The sequence below is a fragment of the Herbaspirillum sp. C7C8 genome (assembly GCF_022627875.1).
Taxonomy (GTDB): Bacteria; Pseudomonadota; Gammaproteobacteria; order Burkholderiales; family Burkholderiaceae_D; genus Herbaspirillum.
The window spans coordinates 1-17,072 of the sequence record NZ_JABXGG010000028.1 but is presented as its reverse complement, the minus strand read 5'-3'; the positions used below and the strand labels follow the sequence as shown (position 1 = coordinate 17,072).

The 17,072-nt window shown below is 62.7% G+C and carries 16 protein-coding genes; 13 read left to right on the top strand and 3 right to left on the bottom strand.

Translation table 11 applies throughout. The annotated features are described in order from the left end of the window. Window positions 1-199: 199 nt before the first annotated feature. The 3 genes from HWE01_RS21530 (at window position 200) to HWE01_RS21520 (ending at window position 2,730) form a co-directional block, all read left to right on the top strand. The gene (locus tag HWE01_RS21530; RefSeq protein ID WP_241822836.1) at window positions 200-1,132 is read left to right on the top strand and encodes an HDOD domain-containing protein; all 933 of its coding nucleotides are present in this window, start codon (window positions 200-202) and stop codon (window positions 1,130-1,132) included. A 515-nt stretch (window positions 1,133-1,647) separates the two neighbouring features. Beyond that, window positions 1,648-2,397: a transporter gene (locus HWE01_RS21525; protein ID WP_008328627.1), complete on the top strand. Its 750-nt coding sequence runs from the start codon at window positions 1,648-1,650 to the stop codon at window positions 2,395-2,397. A gap of 126 nt (window positions 2,398-2,523) precedes the next feature. Continuing rightward, window positions 2,524-2,730 carry a hypothetical protein gene (locus tag HWE01_RS21520; protein ID WP_008328628.1) on the top strand — a complete coding sequence of 69 codons (207 nt, stop codon included), beginning with the start codon at window positions 2,524-2,526 and terminating at the stop codon, window positions 2,728-2,730. Between the two features lie 192 nt (window positions 2,731-2,922). Here the strand turns inward: HWE01_RS21520 and prpF are convergent, their stop codons facing one another. Genes prpF through HWE01_RS21505 form a run of 3 tightly spaced genes read right to left on the bottom strand, consistent with a single transcriptional unit; the run spans window position 2,923 to window position 7,506 of the window. Beyond that, a complete protein-coding gene (prpF, locus tag HWE01_RS21515) occupies window positions 2,923-4,113 on the bottom strand; it encodes a 2-methylaconitate cis-trans isomerase PrpF (protein WP_241822835.1) in 1,191 nt (396 codons plus the stop codon). Beyond that, the gene (gene acnD, locus HWE01_RS21510; RefSeq protein ID WP_241822834.1) at window positions 4,110-6,731 is read right to left on the bottom strand and encodes a Fe/S-dependent 2-methylisocitrate dehydratase AcnD; all 2,622 of its coding nucleotides are present in this window, start codon (window positions 6,729-6,731) and stop codon (window positions 4,110-4,112) included. The genes prpF and acnD overlap by 4 nt, the downstream gene beginning before the upstream one ends. Window positions 6,732-6,783: 52 nt before the next feature. Further along, a complete protein-coding gene (locus tag HWE01_RS21505; RefSeq protein ID WP_008328632.1) occupies window positions 6,784-7,506 on the bottom strand; it encodes a GntR family transcriptional regulator in 723 nt (240 codons plus the stop codon). Between the two features lie 262 nt (window positions 7,507-7,768). Between HWE01_RS21505 and HWE01_RS21500 the strand changes: the two genes are divergently transcribed. The 10 genes from HWE01_RS21500 (at window position 7,769) to HWE01_RS22900 (ending at window position 16,596) form a co-directional block, all read left to right on the top strand. After that, window positions 7,769-8,506, top strand: a complete 738-nt coding sequence (locus HWE01_RS21500; protein WP_034332582.1) for an IclR family transcriptional regulator — start codon at window positions 7,769-7,771, stop codon at window positions 8,504-8,506. Between the two features lie 140 nt (window positions 8,507-8,646). After that, window positions 8,647-9,399 (top strand): glutamine ABC transporter substrate-binding protein, encoded by a 753-nt coding sequence (locus HWE01_RS21495; protein WP_241822843.1) that lies wholly within the window; start codon window positions 8,647-8,649, stop codon window positions 9,397-9,399. 115 nt (window positions 9,400-9,514) lie between these two features. Next, window positions 9,515-10,180, top strand: coding sequence for an amino acid ABC transporter permease (locus HWE01_RS21490; RefSeq protein WP_241822833.1), 666 nt, complete (start codon window positions 9,515-9,517; stop codon window positions 10,178-10,180). Beyond that, window positions 10,180-10,953, top strand: coding sequence for an amino acid ABC transporter ATP-binding protein (locus tag HWE01_RS21485; protein WP_008328650.1), 774 nt, complete (start codon window positions 10,180-10,182; stop codon window positions 10,951-10,953). Before HWE01_RS21490 ends, HWE01_RS21485 begins: the two co-directional genes overlap by 1 nt. Then, window positions 10,943-11,584, top strand: a complete 642-nt coding sequence (locus HWE01_RS21480; RefSeq protein ID WP_241822832.1) for a HutD/Ves family protein — start codon at window positions 10,943-10,945, stop codon at window positions 11,582-11,584. The genes HWE01_RS21485 and HWE01_RS21480 overlap by 11 nt, the downstream gene beginning before the upstream one ends. A 117-nt stretch (window positions 11,585-11,701) precedes the next feature. Beyond that, window positions 11,702-13,138: a formimidoylglutamate deiminase gene (locus tag HWE01_RS21475; RefSeq protein WP_241822831.1), complete on the top strand. Its 1,437-nt coding sequence runs from the start codon at window positions 11,702-11,704 to the stop codon at window positions 13,136-13,138. 18 nt (window positions 13,139-13,156) lie between these two features. Beyond that, window positions 13,157-13,972 (top strand): N-formylglutamate deformylase, encoded by an 816-nt coding sequence (gene hutG / locus HWE01_RS21470; RefSeq protein ID WP_241822842.1) that lies wholly within the window; start codon window positions 13,157-13,159, stop codon window positions 13,970-13,972. 133 nt (window positions 13,973-14,105) lie between these two features. Next, window positions 14,106-14,543: a universal stress protein gene (locus HWE01_RS21465; RefSeq protein ID WP_175342575.1), complete on the top strand. Its 438-nt coding sequence runs from the start codon at window positions 14,106-14,108 to the stop codon at window positions 14,541-14,543. A gap of 239 nt (window positions 14,544-14,782) precedes the next feature. Continuing rightward, window positions 14,783-15,970 carry a Na+/H+ antiporter NhaA gene (gene nhaA / locus HWE01_RS21460; protein WP_241822830.1) on the top strand — a complete coding sequence of 396 codons (1,188 nt, stop codon included), beginning with the start codon at window positions 14,783-14,785 and terminating at the stop codon, window positions 15,968-15,970. 500 nt (window positions 15,971-16,470) lie between these two features. After that, a complete protein-coding gene (locus HWE01_RS22900; protein ID WP_008328661.1) occupies window positions 16,471-16,596 on the top strand; it encodes a hypothetical protein in 126 nt (41 codons plus the stop codon). Window positions 16,597-17,072 lie beyond the last annotated feature (476 nt).

Sequence of the window (17,072 nt, the reverse complement as noted above, 5' to 3'; positions counted from 1 at the left end):
AGCTTAACGGCAAGCACGGCACGCCACTGTCAGTGCCCGCCCTGCCTTCCTGTCAGTGAGCAGGCCGACATGTCCTGATGAAACTTGATTTCCGTTTGCATTGCCGCAACGCACAATGCACATTATTTGGGTATGCTTGTGGTGAACTCAAATTGGCATTGCGCCAAGCATCGAACTCAAAAGAATCACACGAATCCTCATGTCTCATTACGTCGATCCCCTGGTTTTCCGTGAACTGCAAGACTCTGAAGTCTTGCCTGCGCCTTCGGGTGTGCGTCTGAAGATCATGCAGATGTGCCAGCAGGAAGACATTGCGCTGCCGGAGCTGGTGGCGCAGGTGCAGGGTGATCCGGTGCTGGCCGGTCGCCTGATCCAGATTGCCAACATCCCCAACATCAACAAGGGGCGCATGGTGGCCGCCGTCAATATCGAGCTGTTGCTGATGGTCGGTCTGCATGCGGTGCGTCAGATGGCGCTGGCGATCTCGCTGACCGAATCGGCGCGGCGCGGGGATTGCGAGCAGTTCGACTATGACCTGTTCTGGAGCCGTTGCACGGCCATGGCCTGCGCCGGTCAGGCCCTGGGCGACCTGCTGCAGGTGGCGCCGCCGGCAGAAATGTTCACCATCGGTCTGCTGGCCGATATCGGCCGGCTGGGGCTGGCCTCGGCGCGTCCCAAACGTTACGGCGAGCTGCTGCGCACCGGCGTGCAGGGCGCCTCGTTGCGACAGGAAGAAAAGGCACTGTTCGGATTCAACCATCTGGAACTGGCCGCAGCGATGATGCAGGACTGGCTGTTCCCCAAGCTCTTCTGCGAAAGCGTCCTGTATCACGACCAGGCCGACAACACCGGCATGGATGAGCAAGACCGTCAGCAGCGCCTGATCCGCCTGCTGGAACTGGCTGCCTGCGTGGCCGACGTCTGCGTGGCCAGCGATGCCCAGCGGCCGGCCCTGCTGCCGCGTCTGCTGGAACTGGGTGAACGTTTCGAGTTGCCGCTCTCCAGTCTGCAATACCTGTGCGGCCGCGTGTCCTGGGACTGGAGTGAATGGGGAGCATTGCTCAAGGTGCCGACCCGCGTGCTGCGCGAGATCGGCCCGGAGCTGCTCGCTGCGGCGCAACGGCCCGAGTGAATGGATTGCAGTCAGCGTCAGATTTAGTCATGAAAAATCGAAGTTTTTCGTTGCTGATTTGTCAGGTGCCGATGGTACTATCCCCCTCGCTCTGGAAGTGAAGCGCCTCTGTTGATCGTCAGGAACGTTGCAGGAACCGCCCGTGGCCCGCATCTCCCTGTCATCATCAGACTCTGTCCTGACTTCGCTTCCGGCGGCTCGCAAGGCTCGATGAACCCAGCCAGATTGATGTTCCTTCCGTAAAAGCCACGGCATTTACCGCAGCCACCAACGAGGACATATTCATCAATAGGGCCTTGCCTGCGCCTTTCCTGTCCGGAATGCCTGGCAATTTCCTTTGCTAATGTGTCCCCGGCATGGCAGCGGCGCGATTTCCCTTCGGTTCGCTCCGACCACAATGTTGTCTCCGTCGCCTGCGACGTGCTCCGTCACGTCTGCGGCAGGCACGGGTGTGTCATCGTGGCCACGCGAATGCCGTACCGATCAAAATAAAGTACAAGAAAGTGGGGTCTTTCATGAAAAACAAAACCATCCGAGTGTCCTGCCTGACCGCACTGCTGCTGGCCGCCAGTCATCCGGCCTTTGCCGCTCATCCGCTGGTCACCGATGATGCCGGCGTACAAGGCAGTGGCGGCATGCAGCTGGAAATGAATACCGACTGGAGCAGGCAGGACGGCAACGCCGCTCATGTGGGCGGATTGACCTTCACCTACGGCGTGACGGACAAGCTGGACATGTTCTTCAACCTGCCGCAGACCTTCCAGGCTCCGAGCGGCACCGGGGTCGGGGATGTGTCGGTGGGCGCCAAATGGCGTTTCCATGAAGCCGATGGCCTGGCGCTGGCGCTCAAGCCAGAATTGTTCATGCCCAGCGGCGACGAAGAGAAGGGCCTGGGCACCGGCAGAAACAGCATGGCCCTCACCGGCATCGCCTCCTACGAGACCGGCCCGTGGGCGCTGCATGGCAACCTGGGCCTGCGCTACAACCGCTTCAAGCTGGAAAGTGACCGGGAGGGGCAACGCAAGACCCTGTGGCGCGCTTCGGTAGCCGTCGCATATGGCCTCAATGAGCAGTGGCGCCTGGTGGCCGATACCGGCCTGGCACAGAACCCCGACGCTTCCAGCCGCAAGTTGCCCTCCTATGCCCTGGTGGGTGCGATCTGGTCACCCAACAAGACGGTGGACCTGGATGCCGGTGCCAAATTCGGTCTGAACAAGGCTGAGGTGACGCGGCAGTTCGGTGTCGGCGTGACCTTGCACTTCTGATCGGGGAGCCTCGGGGCAGCGCACGGAACTTCATCTCTGTGCGCTGCAACATGCAATGCGCTGGAAAGCCGCGCCAAATCTGCTATCGTTGACCTTGGCGCAAGGCCACGACTAAGGAGACGACATATGGATCTGGTGGAAAAATTCGATGCCAAGGGCAAGACCGGCGCACCTTACCACGTAGAGGTGTACCAGACGCAACAGGACGAGGCTGACCAGGCTGCCCAGGCCTTCAGCCGCAGCTACAAGCTCACCGATGGCCGCGCGCTGGATCCCCTGACCAACGAGAAATTCAGGATCGTTCAGACCGGGGAAAAGATCTACCGCGTCTGAGCCCGCCCTGGACCCGCAACCAGCCGATCAGGCCGGCACCGCAAGGTGGCCGGCCTTTTTGTTGCCTGCGCGGACGGTACAAAGCTTCATATGCAGGTATAAGCACCGTCTGCATTGACAATGGCGCCGGTCATGAGACTGGCGGCGTCCGAGGCCAGGAAGGTCTCTCGGGGCAGGAACTGCGCAGGCAGATCAGAACGCATCCCCCGGCACCCGCACCCAGCCTTCCATCAGCACCCGCGCGCTGCGGCTCATGATGGCCTTGGTGACGACCCACTGGCCGTCTTCCAGCTTCGCTTCCGCACCGACACGCAAGGTCCCGGACGGATGGCCGAAGCGCACGCTGTGGCGTTCGCCTCCACCCGCCGCCAGGTTCACCAGCGTCCCCGGAATGGCCGCTGCCGTGCCGATGGCCACGGCAGCCGTGCCCATCATGGCATGGTGCAGCTTGCCCATGGACATGGCGCGCACCAGTACGTCGGTATCCTGCACGGTGACGGTCTTGCCGCTGGACGAAACGTATTCCTTGGGCGGTGCAACGAAGGCCACCTTGGGCGTGTGCTGGCGGGTGGCTGCTTCTTCCACCTTGTTGATCAGGCCCATGCGGATCGCCCCATGCGCGCGGATCGTTTCGAAGCGCGCCAGCGCGGCGGGATCGCTGTTGATGGCGTCCTGCAGTTCGGTGCCGGTATAGCCGATCTCGTCGGCATTGAGGAAGATGGTCGGGATCCCGGCATTGATCATGGTGGCCTGGAAGCTGCCCACGCCGGGCACTTCCAGGGTATCGACCACATTGCCGGTGGGGAACATGGCGCCACCCGCGCCTTCTTCCTCAGCGGCCGGGTCCATGAATTCCAGCTGGACTTCGGCGGCGGGGAAGGTGACACCATCCAGTTCGAAGTCACCGGTTTCCTGTACCTGTCCGCCGCGAATGGGGACGTGGGCCACGATGGTCTTGCCGATGTTGGCCTGCCAGATGGTGATGACGGCCACACCATCCTGCGGCAGCTTCGAAGGATCCACCAGACCGGCAGAAATCGCGAAGGGGCCGACCGCCGCCGACAGGTTGCCGCAATTGCCGCTCCAGTCGACGAAATCCTTGTCGATGGAGACCTGGCCGAACAGGTAATCGACATCATGACCGGGTCGCTCGCTGCGCGAGATGATGACTGTCTTGCTGGTGCTGGAGGTGGCGCCGCCCATGCCATCGATCTGCTTGCCGTAGGGATCGGGACTGCCGATCACCCGCTGCAGCAGCTTGTCACGCGCGCGGCCCGGGACGCGGGCGGCTTCGGGCAGGTCGTCCAGCTTGAAGAAGACGCCCTTGCTGGTACCGCCACGCAGGTAGGTGGCGGGGATACGGATCTGGGGGACTTGGCTCATGCTTGTTCCTTCGCGTTCTGGCCGACGTTGGCGGAGGCTTCCAGGAAATCCTGGGCGAAGCGCTGCAGCACGCCGCCGGCTTCGTAGATCGAGACTTCTTCGGCGGTATCGAGGCGGCAGGTCACCGGCACTTCCACGCGTTCGCCATTCTTGCGGTGGATCACCAGCGTCAGGTCGGCGCGCGGACGGCGCTGGCCGATGACGTCATAGGTTTCGGTACCGTCGATGCCGTAGGTATTGCGGTTTTCACCGGCCTTGAATTCCAGCGGCAGCACGCCCATGCCGATCAGGTTGGTACGGTGGATGCGCTCGAAGCCTTCTGCCACGATGGCTTCCACACCGGCCAGACGCACACCCTTGGCAGCCCAGTCGCGCGAAGAACCCTGGCCGTAGTCGGCGCCGGCGATGATGATCAGCGGCTGCTTGCGCTCCATGTAGGTTTCGATGGTTTCCCACATGCGCATGACACGGCCCTCCGGTTCCAGGCGCGCCAGTGACCCTTGCTGCACGCTGCCGTCGGCCTTCCTGACCATCTCGTTGAACAGCTTGGGATTGGCGAAGGTGGCGCGCTGCGCAGTCAGGTGGTCGCCGCGATGGGTGGCGTAGGAATTGAAGTCCTCTTCCGGCAAGCCCATCTTGGCCAGGTATTCGCCAGCGGCGCTGTCGAGCAGGATGGCGTTGGAGGGCGAGAGGTGGTCGGTGGTGATGTTGTCGCCCAGCACGGCCAGCGGACGCATGCCCGAGAGCGTACGCTCACCGGCCAGCGCGCCTTCCCAGTAGGGCGGACGGCGGATGTAGGTGCTTTGGGGACGCCAGTCATACAGCGGGCTGACCGACTGGCTGCGGTCCACGCGGGCGGCAAACATCGGCGTGTAGACATTGCGGAACTGCTGCGGCTTGACGGCGGCGGCCACCACGGCGTCGATTTCTTCATCGCCGGGCCAGATGTCCTTCAGGCGGATTTCGCGGCCCTCGGCGGTCACGCCCAGCACGTCCTGTTCGATGTCGAAGCGGATGGTGCCGGCAATGGCATAGGCCACCACCAGCGGTGGCGAGGCCAGGAAAGCCTGCTTGGCGTAAGGATGGATGCGGCCATCGAAATTGCGGTTGCCGGACAGTACGGCGGTGCTGTAGAGATCGCGGTCGATGATCTCCTGCTGGATCTTGGGATCGAGCGCGCCGGACATGCCGTTGCAGGTGGTGCAGGCAAACGCCACGATGCCAAAGCCCAGTTTTTCCAGGTCGGCGGTCAGTCCGGCTTCTTCCAGATACAGTTCAACGGCCTTGGAGCCGGGCGCCAGCGAGCTCTTGACCCAGGGCTTGCGGGTCAGGCCCAGGCGATTGGCGTTGCGCGCCAGCAGACCGGCGGCGATCACGTTGCGCGGGTTGCTGGTATTGGTGCAACTGGTGATGGCGGCGATGATGACGGCGCCGTCGGGCATCTTGCCCGGTTCGTTCTCGACCTTGCCGGCGATGCCTTGGGCGGCCAGTTCGGAGACCGGCAGGCGCTTGTGCGGATTGCTCGGCCCCGCCAGGGTGCGCACCACGGTGGAGAGGTCGAAGCGCAGTACGCGCTCGTACTCGGCTTTGCTCAGAGTGTCGGACCACAGGCCCGCTTGCTTGGCATAGGTTTCCACCAGCTTGACCTGCTCATCGTCGCGGCCGGTCAGCTTCAGATAATCGATGGTCTGCTGGTCGATCGAGAACATGGCCGCCGTGGCGCCATATTCCGGCGCCATGTTGGAAATGGTGGCGCGGTCACCCAGGGTCAGGCTGGCGACGCCCTCGCCGTAGAATTCCAGATAGGCGCCCACCACCTTCTGCTTGCGCAGGAATTCGGTGAGCGTAAGCACAATGTCGGTGGCGGTAATGCCCGGCTGGCGGCGCCCGGTCAGTTCCACCCCGATGATGTCGGGCAGGCGCATCCAGGAGGCGCGGCCCAGCATGACGTTTTCGGCTTCCAGGCCGCCCACGCCGATTGCAATCACACCCAGCGCATCCACGTGCGGGGTGTGGCTGTCGGTGCCGACCAGGGTGTCGGGGAAGGCCACGCCATCCTTGGCATGGATCACCGGCGACATCTTCTCCAGATTGATCTGGTGCATGATGCCGTTGCCGGGCGGGATCACGTCCACGTTCTCGAAGGCCAGCTTGGTCCAGTCGATGAAGTGGAAGCGGTCTTCATTGCGGCGGTCTTCAATCGCACGATTCTTTTCAAACGCCTGCGGATCATCGCCGCCACATTCCACCGCCAGCGAGTGGTCCACGATCAGTTGCACCGGTACCACCGGATTGACCTTGGCCGGGTCGCCGCCCATGTCGGCAATCGCGTCGCGCAAGCCGGCCAGGTCCACCAGCGCGGTCTGGCCCAGGATGTCGTGGCACACCACGCGCGCCGGGAACCACGGGAAATCCAGCTCACGCTTGCGCTCGATCAACTGGCGCAGCGAATCGGTGAGGGTGGCCGGATCACAGCGGCGCACCAGGTTTTCTGCCAGCACGCGGGACGTGTAGGGCAGGGTTTCCCAACTGCCGGGACGAATCGCCTCGACGGCGGCGCGGGCGTCGAAGTAGTCCAGTCGGGTGCCGGGCAGTTGCTTGCGGTATTGGGTATTCATGGCGGTTGGCTCGTGTCTCGTTGATGGAATGGTTCTTGTACGGGGGATGCGTTCAGGCCTGGTCACGCTGCTGGCCTGAGCCGCCGGGACCGGTCTGGGCGATCTGGTGTTCGATGTTGCGGCGGGAAGCGCCGATGTGGCGCCGCATGAGCAGGTCGGCCAGTTCACCGTCGCCGTCTGCCAGGGCATCGAGGATGCGGTGATGTTCGGCAAAGGCCTGGCGCGGACGGTTGGGGGTGGCCGAATACTGAATGCGGTACATGCGCGCCAGCTGGTACAGCTCGCCGCAGAGGATGCGGGTCAGGATCTGGTTGCCGCTGGCCTGGATGATCTTGTAATGGAAGTCGTAGTCGCCTTCCTGTTGATAATAGCCGCGCCCGGCCTGGAAGGCCTCGTCTTTCTCGTGGGTATCGAGCACCCGTCGCAGTTCGTCCAGCTCGGCCCGACTCATGCGTTGCGCGGCCAGGCGGCAGGCCATGCCTTCCAGCGATTCGCGGATCTGGAACAGTTCCACCAGACCCTCCAGCGTCAGCGACACCACCCGCGCACCCACATGCGGCACGCGTACCAGCAGGTTCTGGCCCTCCAGCCGATGGATGGCCTCACGCAAGGGCCCCCGGCTGATGCCATAGGTGCGCGCCAGTTCAGGTTCGGAAATCTTGCTGCCTGGCGCAATCTCACCCTGCACGATGGCGCTCTGAATCTTGCGAAAAACGTGTTCGGAGAGCGTTTCTCCCTCACGTTCGGCGCCGGGCAGTGCAATCAGCTCGCTCATGGGTTTTTCGTCGTGTCGACAATATTTTGAAATTGATGCGTTTCATCATAGCACTTTGCCCAAAAAAGGGAAGAAGTGTCGACACTAGAATATTTTCGGCACTGGGTAGTAAAAAAATAGCATGAGGCAATTTTCGTTACAGGTGAGAAAATTCAGCCGCCCGCTGGGAATATATGAAGAAGCGTCTCAAAATTTTTCTATTTATTTCCTTATATGCGGGAATCGTTCGCCCAAAGTGAGAATTTAACCTTATATTGCCGCCATGGACTCTCCACAAACCTCTACCATCGTTGACCGCGTTCTCCACGTACTCGCCGGCGTGGCCCGTGCCGGCAAGCCCGTCAGTGCCAAGCAGATTGCTGCGATGGTGCAACAACCGGTCAGTACCGTTTATCGCCACCTGGCATCCCTGAAGAAGTGGGGCTTGTTGCAGGAGCACATGAATTCCGGCACCTTCGAGCCGGGTCCGACCGGTGTGCAGCTGGCGTGGGGGTTCGATCAGAATTCCAACCTGATCAGCCAGAGTCGCGAGGAAATCATTTCCCTGGTCCAGCGCAGCGGCGAGAGCGTGGGCCTGCTGGTACCGATCAACGGCCAGATGGTCTGCATCGCCATGGAAGAAAGTGACCAGCCTTTGCGCTGTTCCTTTACCAAGGGGCGGGCACATCCCTTGCTTAAGGGAGCATCGGCCAAGAGCCTGCTGGCTTTCATGCCGCGCAAGCTGCAACAGAAACTAGTGGCCGACCAGCTGGGCGACAAGCCCGAGGAAGCCGCCGCGCTGGAGGCGCAGCTCGATGAAATCCGCCGCCGTGGCTACTCCATCAGCGAGAGCGAAGTGGACCTGGGCGTGTGGGGTGTCTCGGTGCCCATCATGACGTCCAATGGCCGTCTGGAAGGCACCATCACCTTGATGGCACCGGCGCTGCGCGTGGGCAATCGCGAGCAGGAACTGGTCCGCATGACGGTGGAGTCCGCGCAGCGCATCTGCAATCGTTTTTAAGCCAGTCAGGCTGCGCCGTCCGCAGAAGACGGTGCTGGCTGGACGCGGGAGGACCCTGTCCGGGTCCGGGGATGAATAATCCATTTGCGCCGGTAACCCGGCGTCCAGTCCATGTCGTCGTTTCTACCGAGGAACTCATGATGAAGCTTTCCAAGCTGCTTTGCGCCTTTATGGTCAGCCTGTCCCTGCTGGTGGCGGTCGCGCCGGCCGCCCGCGCTGCCGATAACGTGATCCGTGTCGGCACCGATGCCACCTTCCCGCCGATGGAGTTCGTCAAGGATGGCAAGCGCACCGGCTTTGATGTCGAACTGATGGAAGCCCTGGCCAAGACCATGGGCAAGAAGATCCAGTGGGTCGACATCGACTTCAAGGGCCTGATCCCCGGCCTCATCTCCAACCGTTTCGACATTGCCGCCTCGGCCATCTACATGACCGACGAGCGTCGCAAGGTGGTCACCTTCAGCGATCCCTATTACCGTGGTGGTCTGGCCGTGCTGGTGCGGCGTGACGACAACAGCATCAAGGTGCCGGAAGACCTGAACCGCGGCAAGCGCGTCTCGGTCCAGGTCGGGACCAAGTCGGTGAGCTATCTGCGTGACAACTTCCCCGGCGTGGAACGCGTGGAAGTCGAAAAGAACCAGGCCATGTTCGATCTGCTGGCCACCGGCCGCGTCAATGCGGTGGTGACCGGCCGTCCGGCTGCGGTCGAATATGCGCGTACCCAGCCGCTGGTGCGGGTGCTGGACAAGGGACTCACGACCGAACTGTATGGCTTTGCCCTGCGCAAGGACGATACCGTGCTCACCGAGCATCTCAACAAGGCGCTGCAGACGCTGCGCATCAACGGGACCTACGACGCGCTGACCGACAAGTGGTTCGGCAAGAAACAGTAAGCGCCTCCACGCCTGGCCCGGCCATTGCACCGGGCACCTCCATCTTCCTTGTGCATGCTCGACCTGGTCTGCTTGATGCCGGCCGGGCCAGGGCCTCCTTTTGCCGGAGCACCTCATGAAACTGGATTTTTCGGGCGTCTGGGACAACTGGCCCTCGCTCCTCCACGGCACCCTGGTGACCGTGGAAATCACCGCCGCCTCGCTGGTGCTGGGCTGCGTGCTGGGCCTGCTGGTCGGCCTGGGCCGGCTCAACCCGCAGCGCCGCCTGCTCTACGGACTGTGTACCTTCTATCTCACGCTGGTGCGGGGGACGCCCTTGCTGGTGCAATTGTTCCTGTGGTTCTTCGGGCTGCCGCACGTGGGCGTGATCCTGCCGGCCTACGTGTGCGGAATCCTCGGGCTGGGCATCTATAGCGGCGCCTACATTTCTGAAATCGTGCGCGGCTCCATCCAGTCCATCGAGCGCGGGCAGATGGAAGCGGCACGCTCGCTGGGCCTGCCATATCGCATGGCGATGCGGCGCGTGGTCCTGCCGCAGGCCTTCGTGCGCATGATCCCGCCCCTGGGCAATGAATTCATCGCGCTGATCAAGAACTCGGCTCTGGTCTCGCTGCTGACCATCGCCGACCTGATGCACGAAGGCGAGAAGATCATCAGCATTACCTACCGCTCGCTGGAGACCTATCTGGTCATCGCGCTCATCTACCTGGTGCTGACCAGCGTGACCACGCTGGCGCTGCGCCGCATCGAGAAGGTCCTGCGCTCGGAAGGGAGGGTGTGATGCAAGAACTCATGGTCAACGTCAAGGGCTTGCGCAAATCCTTCGGCAGCCAGCTGGTCCTCAAGGATATCGATTTTGTCGTGGCACCCAGTCAGGTGGTGGTCATCATCGGCCCCAGCGGCAGCGGCAAGAGTACTTTCCTGCGCTGCCTCAACGGGCTGGAGACCGCCGAGGGCGGCACGGTAGTGGTGAGCGGACATCCGGTGGTGGAGGGCGGACGCATGATGCCCGAGGCCATGCTCGACGCCCTGCGCGCCGAGGTGGGCATGGTGTTCCAGTCCTTCAACCTGTTTCCCCATCTGAGCGTGCTGGACAACATCACCCTGGCGCCTACCTGCCTGCGCGGCGTACCGCGCAGGACGGCCCAGGAGCAGGGGCTGCAACTGCTCAGGAAGGTCGGGCTGGAGCACAAGGCCAGGGACTATCCCGGCACCCTGTCAGGTGGCCAGAAGCAGCGGGTGGCCATTGCCCGTGCGCTGGCCATGGCGCCCAAGGTGATGCTCTTCGACGAACCCACCTCGGCGCTGGATCCGGAACTGGTCGGCGAAGTGCTGCAAGTGATGAAGGATCTGGCCGGCGAAGGCATGACCATGCTCATCGTCACGCACGAGATGGGTTTTGCGCGCGAGGTGGCCGATGTGGTGGTGGTGATGGATCACGGCAGCATCGTCGAATCCGGCCCCCCTTCCGAGATTTTTACTTCACCTCGTGAGGCGCGCACCCGCAGTTTCTTGCAAACCATGCTGGCCCGCGAGGTGGGCCATGACGCGTAAGGCCGGTAGGCTGGCGGTCTCCGGGCCGCCGTCACGAACTGGCGCCATCCGGTTTGTCGGTGCGCTGGGCGAGGTGGATGCCGTGCCCTGGAAGAACGAGGGCGGGCAGACCCGCGAACTGTGCGTGGAGCCCCCGGAGGCTGATTTCGCCAGTTTCGTGTGGCGCGTCAGCGTGGCCGATGTGGGCGCGGATGCCGATTTTTCCAGCTTCGAGGGCATCGACCGCACCATCGTTCTGCTCGAAGGCGGCGGCTTCACCATGCACAGTGCGGGGCGGCAGGTGCACGATCTGGCGCACTGCTTTGTCCCGCATGCCTTCCCCGGCGAGCAAGCGGTCCAGGTGCGGCTGCATGGTGCACCGACGCTGGACTTCAACCTGATGGTGCGGCGCGAATTCGCAGAGGGCAGGGTAGTGGTACTGGACGAGCGCAATTCCCGCCGCCTGCCCGGCAACAGTGTCTTGTTGTATGTGGCACGGGGCTCGGCCTGCCTGTCCGATGAACATGGCCTGCAACAATCCCTGCGCGCGGGCGAATTTGCGCGCCTGGCTCCGGGCGATGGCGCAGCAATGCCGGACCTTCTGTGCGCGCCGGGAGCAATTGCATTGCTGGTCTGCATCGTCCCGAGGTGACGGAAAGAACGAGCAGGTGAGCCTCGAAACGCCGATATCGCACTGATTCCACCCGCTGCAAGCGGCAGAGCGAGGTCCGGCATACACTACACAACCGCCAATAACAAAGGTGAGCACATGGCATCGCTTGGCGAACCAACACTGCAACAAGCGCAGGCGCATCCACAGCAGCAGGCGCTGTTCTGCCCGCTGGCGCTGCTGCCGGATGGCTGGCAGCGCAACGTCCTGCTGCGCTGGGATGATACCGGCAGGCTCATTGAGGTCAGCGCCGGCAGCTCCTGCGGCACGGCCAGGCAGGCCGCCGGGCCGGTGATTGCCGGCATGCCCAACCTGCATTCACATGCCTTCCAGCGCGCCATGGCCGGCTTGACCGAAGTCATGGGCAGCCCGTCGGACTCTTTCTGGAGCTGGCGCAAGCTGATGTATCGCTTTGCCCAGCGCCTGCAGCCCGAGCATCTGGAAGCCATCGCCCGTCATCTGTACATCGAGATGCTCAAGGCCGGTTACACCTCGGTCTGCGAATTCCATTATCTGCATCATGCCCCAGGCGGCTTGCCCTATGCCGATCGCGCCGAACTGGCCCTGCGGCTGATGCAGGCGGCGGCCGATGTCGGTATCGGCATGACCCTGCTGCCGGTGCTGTACCAGTACGGCGGATTTGGCGGCCAGCCCAGTTCGGGCGAGCAGGCGCGCTTCATCAGCTCCCCCGATGCGCTGCTGGCGCTGCGCGAACGCCTGCTGCAAGCCTTGCCGGAGAACCCGATGCGCCGCTATGGCGTGGCACCGCATTCGCTGCGGGCGGTGTCGCCACAGGGGCTGGAGGAACTGGTCATCGGTTTGCGTCGCCAGCGCGGCGGGCACGACGCCCCGGTCCACATCCACATCGCCGAGCAATGGCGCGAAATCCAGGATTGCCTGGCCTGGTGCGGCCAGCGCCCGGTGCAGTTGCTGCTCTCCCTGCAGGAAGTGGATGGCCGCTGGTGCCTGATCCACGCCACCCACATGGATCAGGCGGAATACCAGGCGCTGGCGGCCAGTGGCGCGGTGGTGGGACTGTGCCCCACCACCGAGGCCAATCTGGGTGATGGCATCATCGATGCCGGGCAGTTGCTGCATTCCCGTACGCCCTGGGGCATTGGTTCGGACAGCCATATCGCCATCAACCCGCGGTCCGAATTGCGGCTGCTGGAGTACGGACAGCGGCTGCATCACCGGCGACGCAATGTCCTGGCGTCCGAAGCGGCACCGGCCACGGCCGACCGTCTGTTCATCCAGGCCGTCGCCGGTGGTGCCGCCGCCTGCGGCCGCGCGGTCGCCGGGCTGGCCGTGGGACAGCAGGCCGATTTCGTGATCCTCGACGGCGATGATGTCAACCTGGCCGACCGCAGTCCGGCGCAACTGCTCTCGGCGCTGGTATTTTGCGAACACGATGGCCAGCCCATCCGGGATGTCCATGTCGGCGGGCGTCAGGTCGTCAGCGCCGGGCAGCACCCCTTGCAGGACCAGGCGCGCCGCGCCTATCGCGACACGATGGCCGATTTGTTGAAAGAGTGAGGAAGTTCCATGCAAGACATGCTCAATGCGATCTACCAGCTTCACCAGGGCAGCTCGCCGCTGCTCATTTCCATGCCACACGTCGGTACGCTGCTACCGGAGGAACTGCGGTCCTCCTACAGCCCGGTCGGCTTGCAGGTCGACGATACCGATTGGCACATCGCCGAACTCTATGACTTTGCGGCCGATCTTGGGGCGTCGGTAATTCGTCCTTTTCATTCACGTTACGTGATCGATCTCAACCGGCCGGCGGACGGACAGAGCCTGTACCCGGGGCAGAACACCACCGGATTGTGTCCGCTGACGACCTTCGACAATCTGCCGCTCTACCGTGATGGCTGCGAGCCCGATGCCACCGAGATCGCACGGCGCCTGCAACGCTACTGGCATCCCTATCACGCCGCCCTGCAGGCCGAGCTGGCACGGTTGAAGTCACTGCACGGTTACGCGCTGCTGTGGGACGCCCATTCGATCCGTTCGGTGATTCCGCACCTGTTCGACGGCGAGCTGCCGGTCTTCAATTTCGGCACGGCCAGCGGCGCCGCCTGCGCCCCCGGCGTGGGCGAGGACTTGCTGGCGCTGGCGCAGCAACTGGCACCGCATAGTCCGGCGGTGCTCAATGGCCGTTTCAAGGGCGGCTACATCACCCGGCATTACGGACAACCGGCACAGCAGGTGTACGCCATCCAGCTGGAGCTGGCCCAGCGCAGCTACATGCAGGAACACTCGCCCTACGCCCTGCAGGCCGCGCTGGCAGAGCAGGTCAGGCCGGTGCTGGCGCAACTGGTGAGGCGCTTCATGGCGTTTCGACCCGCCGCGGCCGGCGCCATTTGATCCAGCGCAAAGGCAGGGCGGCTGTGACGCTGCAGCCGGTACGGCTTGATACATGTCAAATCCGTCCATGCAGGTGAGGCTTAGTATGCAGTCATACCAAGTCAACGCATTCCAGTCACCTGCTGAGGTCATCATGTTCAAGAACATCCTGTTGGCAACCGATGGTTCCCGTCTGTGCAACGAGTCCGTGAAGGCTGCCATCGCGCTGGCCAAGAGCTGCGGCAGCACTCTGGTCGGCTTGTCGGTGGCAGGCAACCTGCGGGCCCTGTCGATTCCCGAAGTCAGCGTCGGCGTGGATGTGGAGCGTACCGATGAGGCCGGGCGTGAACGCGCAATGGCCAGCGTCGAGATGATCACCGCGATGGCCCGTAAAGAAGGCGTGCCCTGCACCGTGCAGGTGGCACAGGGCGGGCGTCCCTACGAAGAAATCATGCGCGTAGCCGAGCGCGAGCATTGTGATGCCATCATCATGGCCTCCAAGGCGCGTTCCACACTGGGGCGGCTGCTGCTGGGCAGCCAGACGCAGAAGCTGCTGGCACACAGCAAGGTTCCCGTGCTGGTGTATCGCTGATTGCCGAAAAGATGAGGAGATGAAGAGATGAAGAGATGCGCATGAAATGCGTGCGCATCGGACGGTTCAAGATACCGTCATGAAGGTTTGTGGTGTGGAGGGTCGGGCCGTTCCTGTGGAGAGGGACGGCCCATTTTTTTTGTCCGCGCATGGCCAGCCTTCGGCCGAAAGATTGGAGAAAAGCCGCCGCCTTTGTTACAGTCAGGCCTTGTTTTGATGACGACAACAAGGAGCCCGCATTGACCCCATCCCCTCACCAGCACCAAGGCGGCAACGCCTTTGCCCGATTCTTCGCCCATGAAGCCGCTGGCGGCATCGTTCTGGGCATCGCGACCGTACTGGCCCTGATCATCAGCAACAGCGGCTGGCGAGACACCTACGAGGCTTTCACCCGCATCCCGGGCACGGTCGACATCGGCGGCCTGGTGGTCCTTTCCAAGCCCTTGCTGCTGTGGGTCAACGATCTGTGGATGGCGGTTTTCTTCTTCCTGGTCGGGCTGGAAATCAAGCGTGAATTCGTCGAGGGCGAACTGGCCTCGCGCAAGCAGGCCATCCTGCCAGCGGCGGCGGCCCTGGGCGGCATGCTGGTGCCGGCCGGCATCTATGCCCTCATCAACCTGGGCGACCCGGTGGCCCTGCGCGGCTGGGCCATTCCGGCGGCCACCGACATCGCCTTTGCCATCGGCATCGTGATGTTGCTGGGTTCGCGCGTGCCGACCTCGCTCAAGGTCTTCCTCACGGCCGTGGCCATCATTGATGACCTGGGCGCCATTGTGGTCATCGCGCTCTTCTATACCGACCATCTCTCGCTGGGCATGCTGGCCGGTGCCGGAGTCGGGACGCTGGTGCTGCTGCTGCTCAATCGCAGCGGTGTGCGGCGCGCCGATATCTACATCGTCGTCGGGCTGGTGATCTGGGTGTGCGTGCTCAAGTCCGGCATTCACGCCACCCTGGCCGGTGTGGTCACCGCGCTGGCCATCCCCATGCGCGATGCCGACGACCAGCCGCTGGCAGGCGCCCTGGAGCATGGCCTGCATCCCTGGGTGGCCTTCCTGGTGCTGCCCATGTTTGCCTTCGCCAATGCCGGCGTGTCCTTGCAGGGCATGTCGCTGGGCAGTCTGTTCGAACCGATACCGCTGGGCATCGCCGGCGGGCTGGTGCTGGGCAAGACCATCGGCGTGTTCGGTGCGGCCTGGCTGATGATCCGCAGCGGACTGGCGGCCGCGCCTGCCGGCGCCAGCACCCGACAGTTCGTGGGCGTCTGCATGCTGTGCGGCATCGGCTTCACCATGAGCCTCTTCATCGGCGGCCTGGCCTTCCAGGGATTGAGCCCGGACTTCGAAGCCAAGCTCAAACTGGGCGTACTCGGCGGCTCCATCCTGGCCGGAATGCTGGGAACCCTGGTGCTGTGGCGCAAGGAGATATAAGCGGCGTGAACATCTCGGTGCGTCTCTTTCTCCTCGTATCCACCTGGCGCGATGTCCTACATAAACATCATAAATACGCTTACGAGACGCACCAAGTCGCTATTTGGCGACGATTTACCGACTTTTTGTTTTGCAATGCAAAAAATTATATAAAAAATAAGTTATTGCACACCATTAGTGCGATTCCACCTGGAAACGGGCCTCTCGCGGGCTTTCGCTTCCACATGACGAAGTGAATCCCTACGACAACGAAATGCGCACTATGAGCTCGGCCATGAATTGCTGCTGCGCAGAACAAGCCCTTGTTTACATCAGCTTTTGGCAGTAGCAAGATATTTGCACGGGCCTGTAGCGGCGCGGCGTGGAAGGGCGCTGACGCTGATACTACTGACAACAGCGCCCGCAGCAAGCCGGGGATATTGTCGTTTCGACATTTTCACCCCTTGGGACGATAAGCCGGGCGAATAACAGTCCGGCCATCAAAAGCAGAGGAGACAAGCATGAAACTGATGGAATTGCTCATGAGCTACGGTAGCCAGGCACTGGTGTGGTACGCGATGTACGTGGTCGTGGGCAGCTGCGCCTTTGGTGCCTACGTCTGGCGCCGTACGCATTTCGGTCACTGATCCTCTCACCATCATCCTGACGCAGACTGGCCTTGTGGCCGGTGCTGCGTGTTCGAGGCAAGCCGGGGAGTCCGTACCAGTACTGGCCTGAAGCATGCCGTTTTCCATCCTGCGCAAGGGCGTGGACATGGGAACGGTGCCGTGCTGGTGACCTGCGCGCTTGGTCGTTTCACTACCGCATTTTCTTCTCGCAACGGCGGGGAGCGTCCGCTCGGCGCTCCCCGCCGTTTGTCGTTCCGGTGCCGGTGCCGGTCTGCCGAATCCTTCCTTACGCGTTCATCCGAGATGAAAAAAAAAGCTGCACCGCAGCTTTATTTTCTGATTTTGCGGTGCTATTCTCCAATCCGCGCAAACGTTTGCGCACCGATAACGGCGTCTATCTAGGGCCTGTTCACACTTAATCTGCGAGATGCGTTGCCCCCAGAAGGCGTGGTGGCAAGGCGCGCGTCAGGGCTGGTGGTGGTGCCACCAGCCCT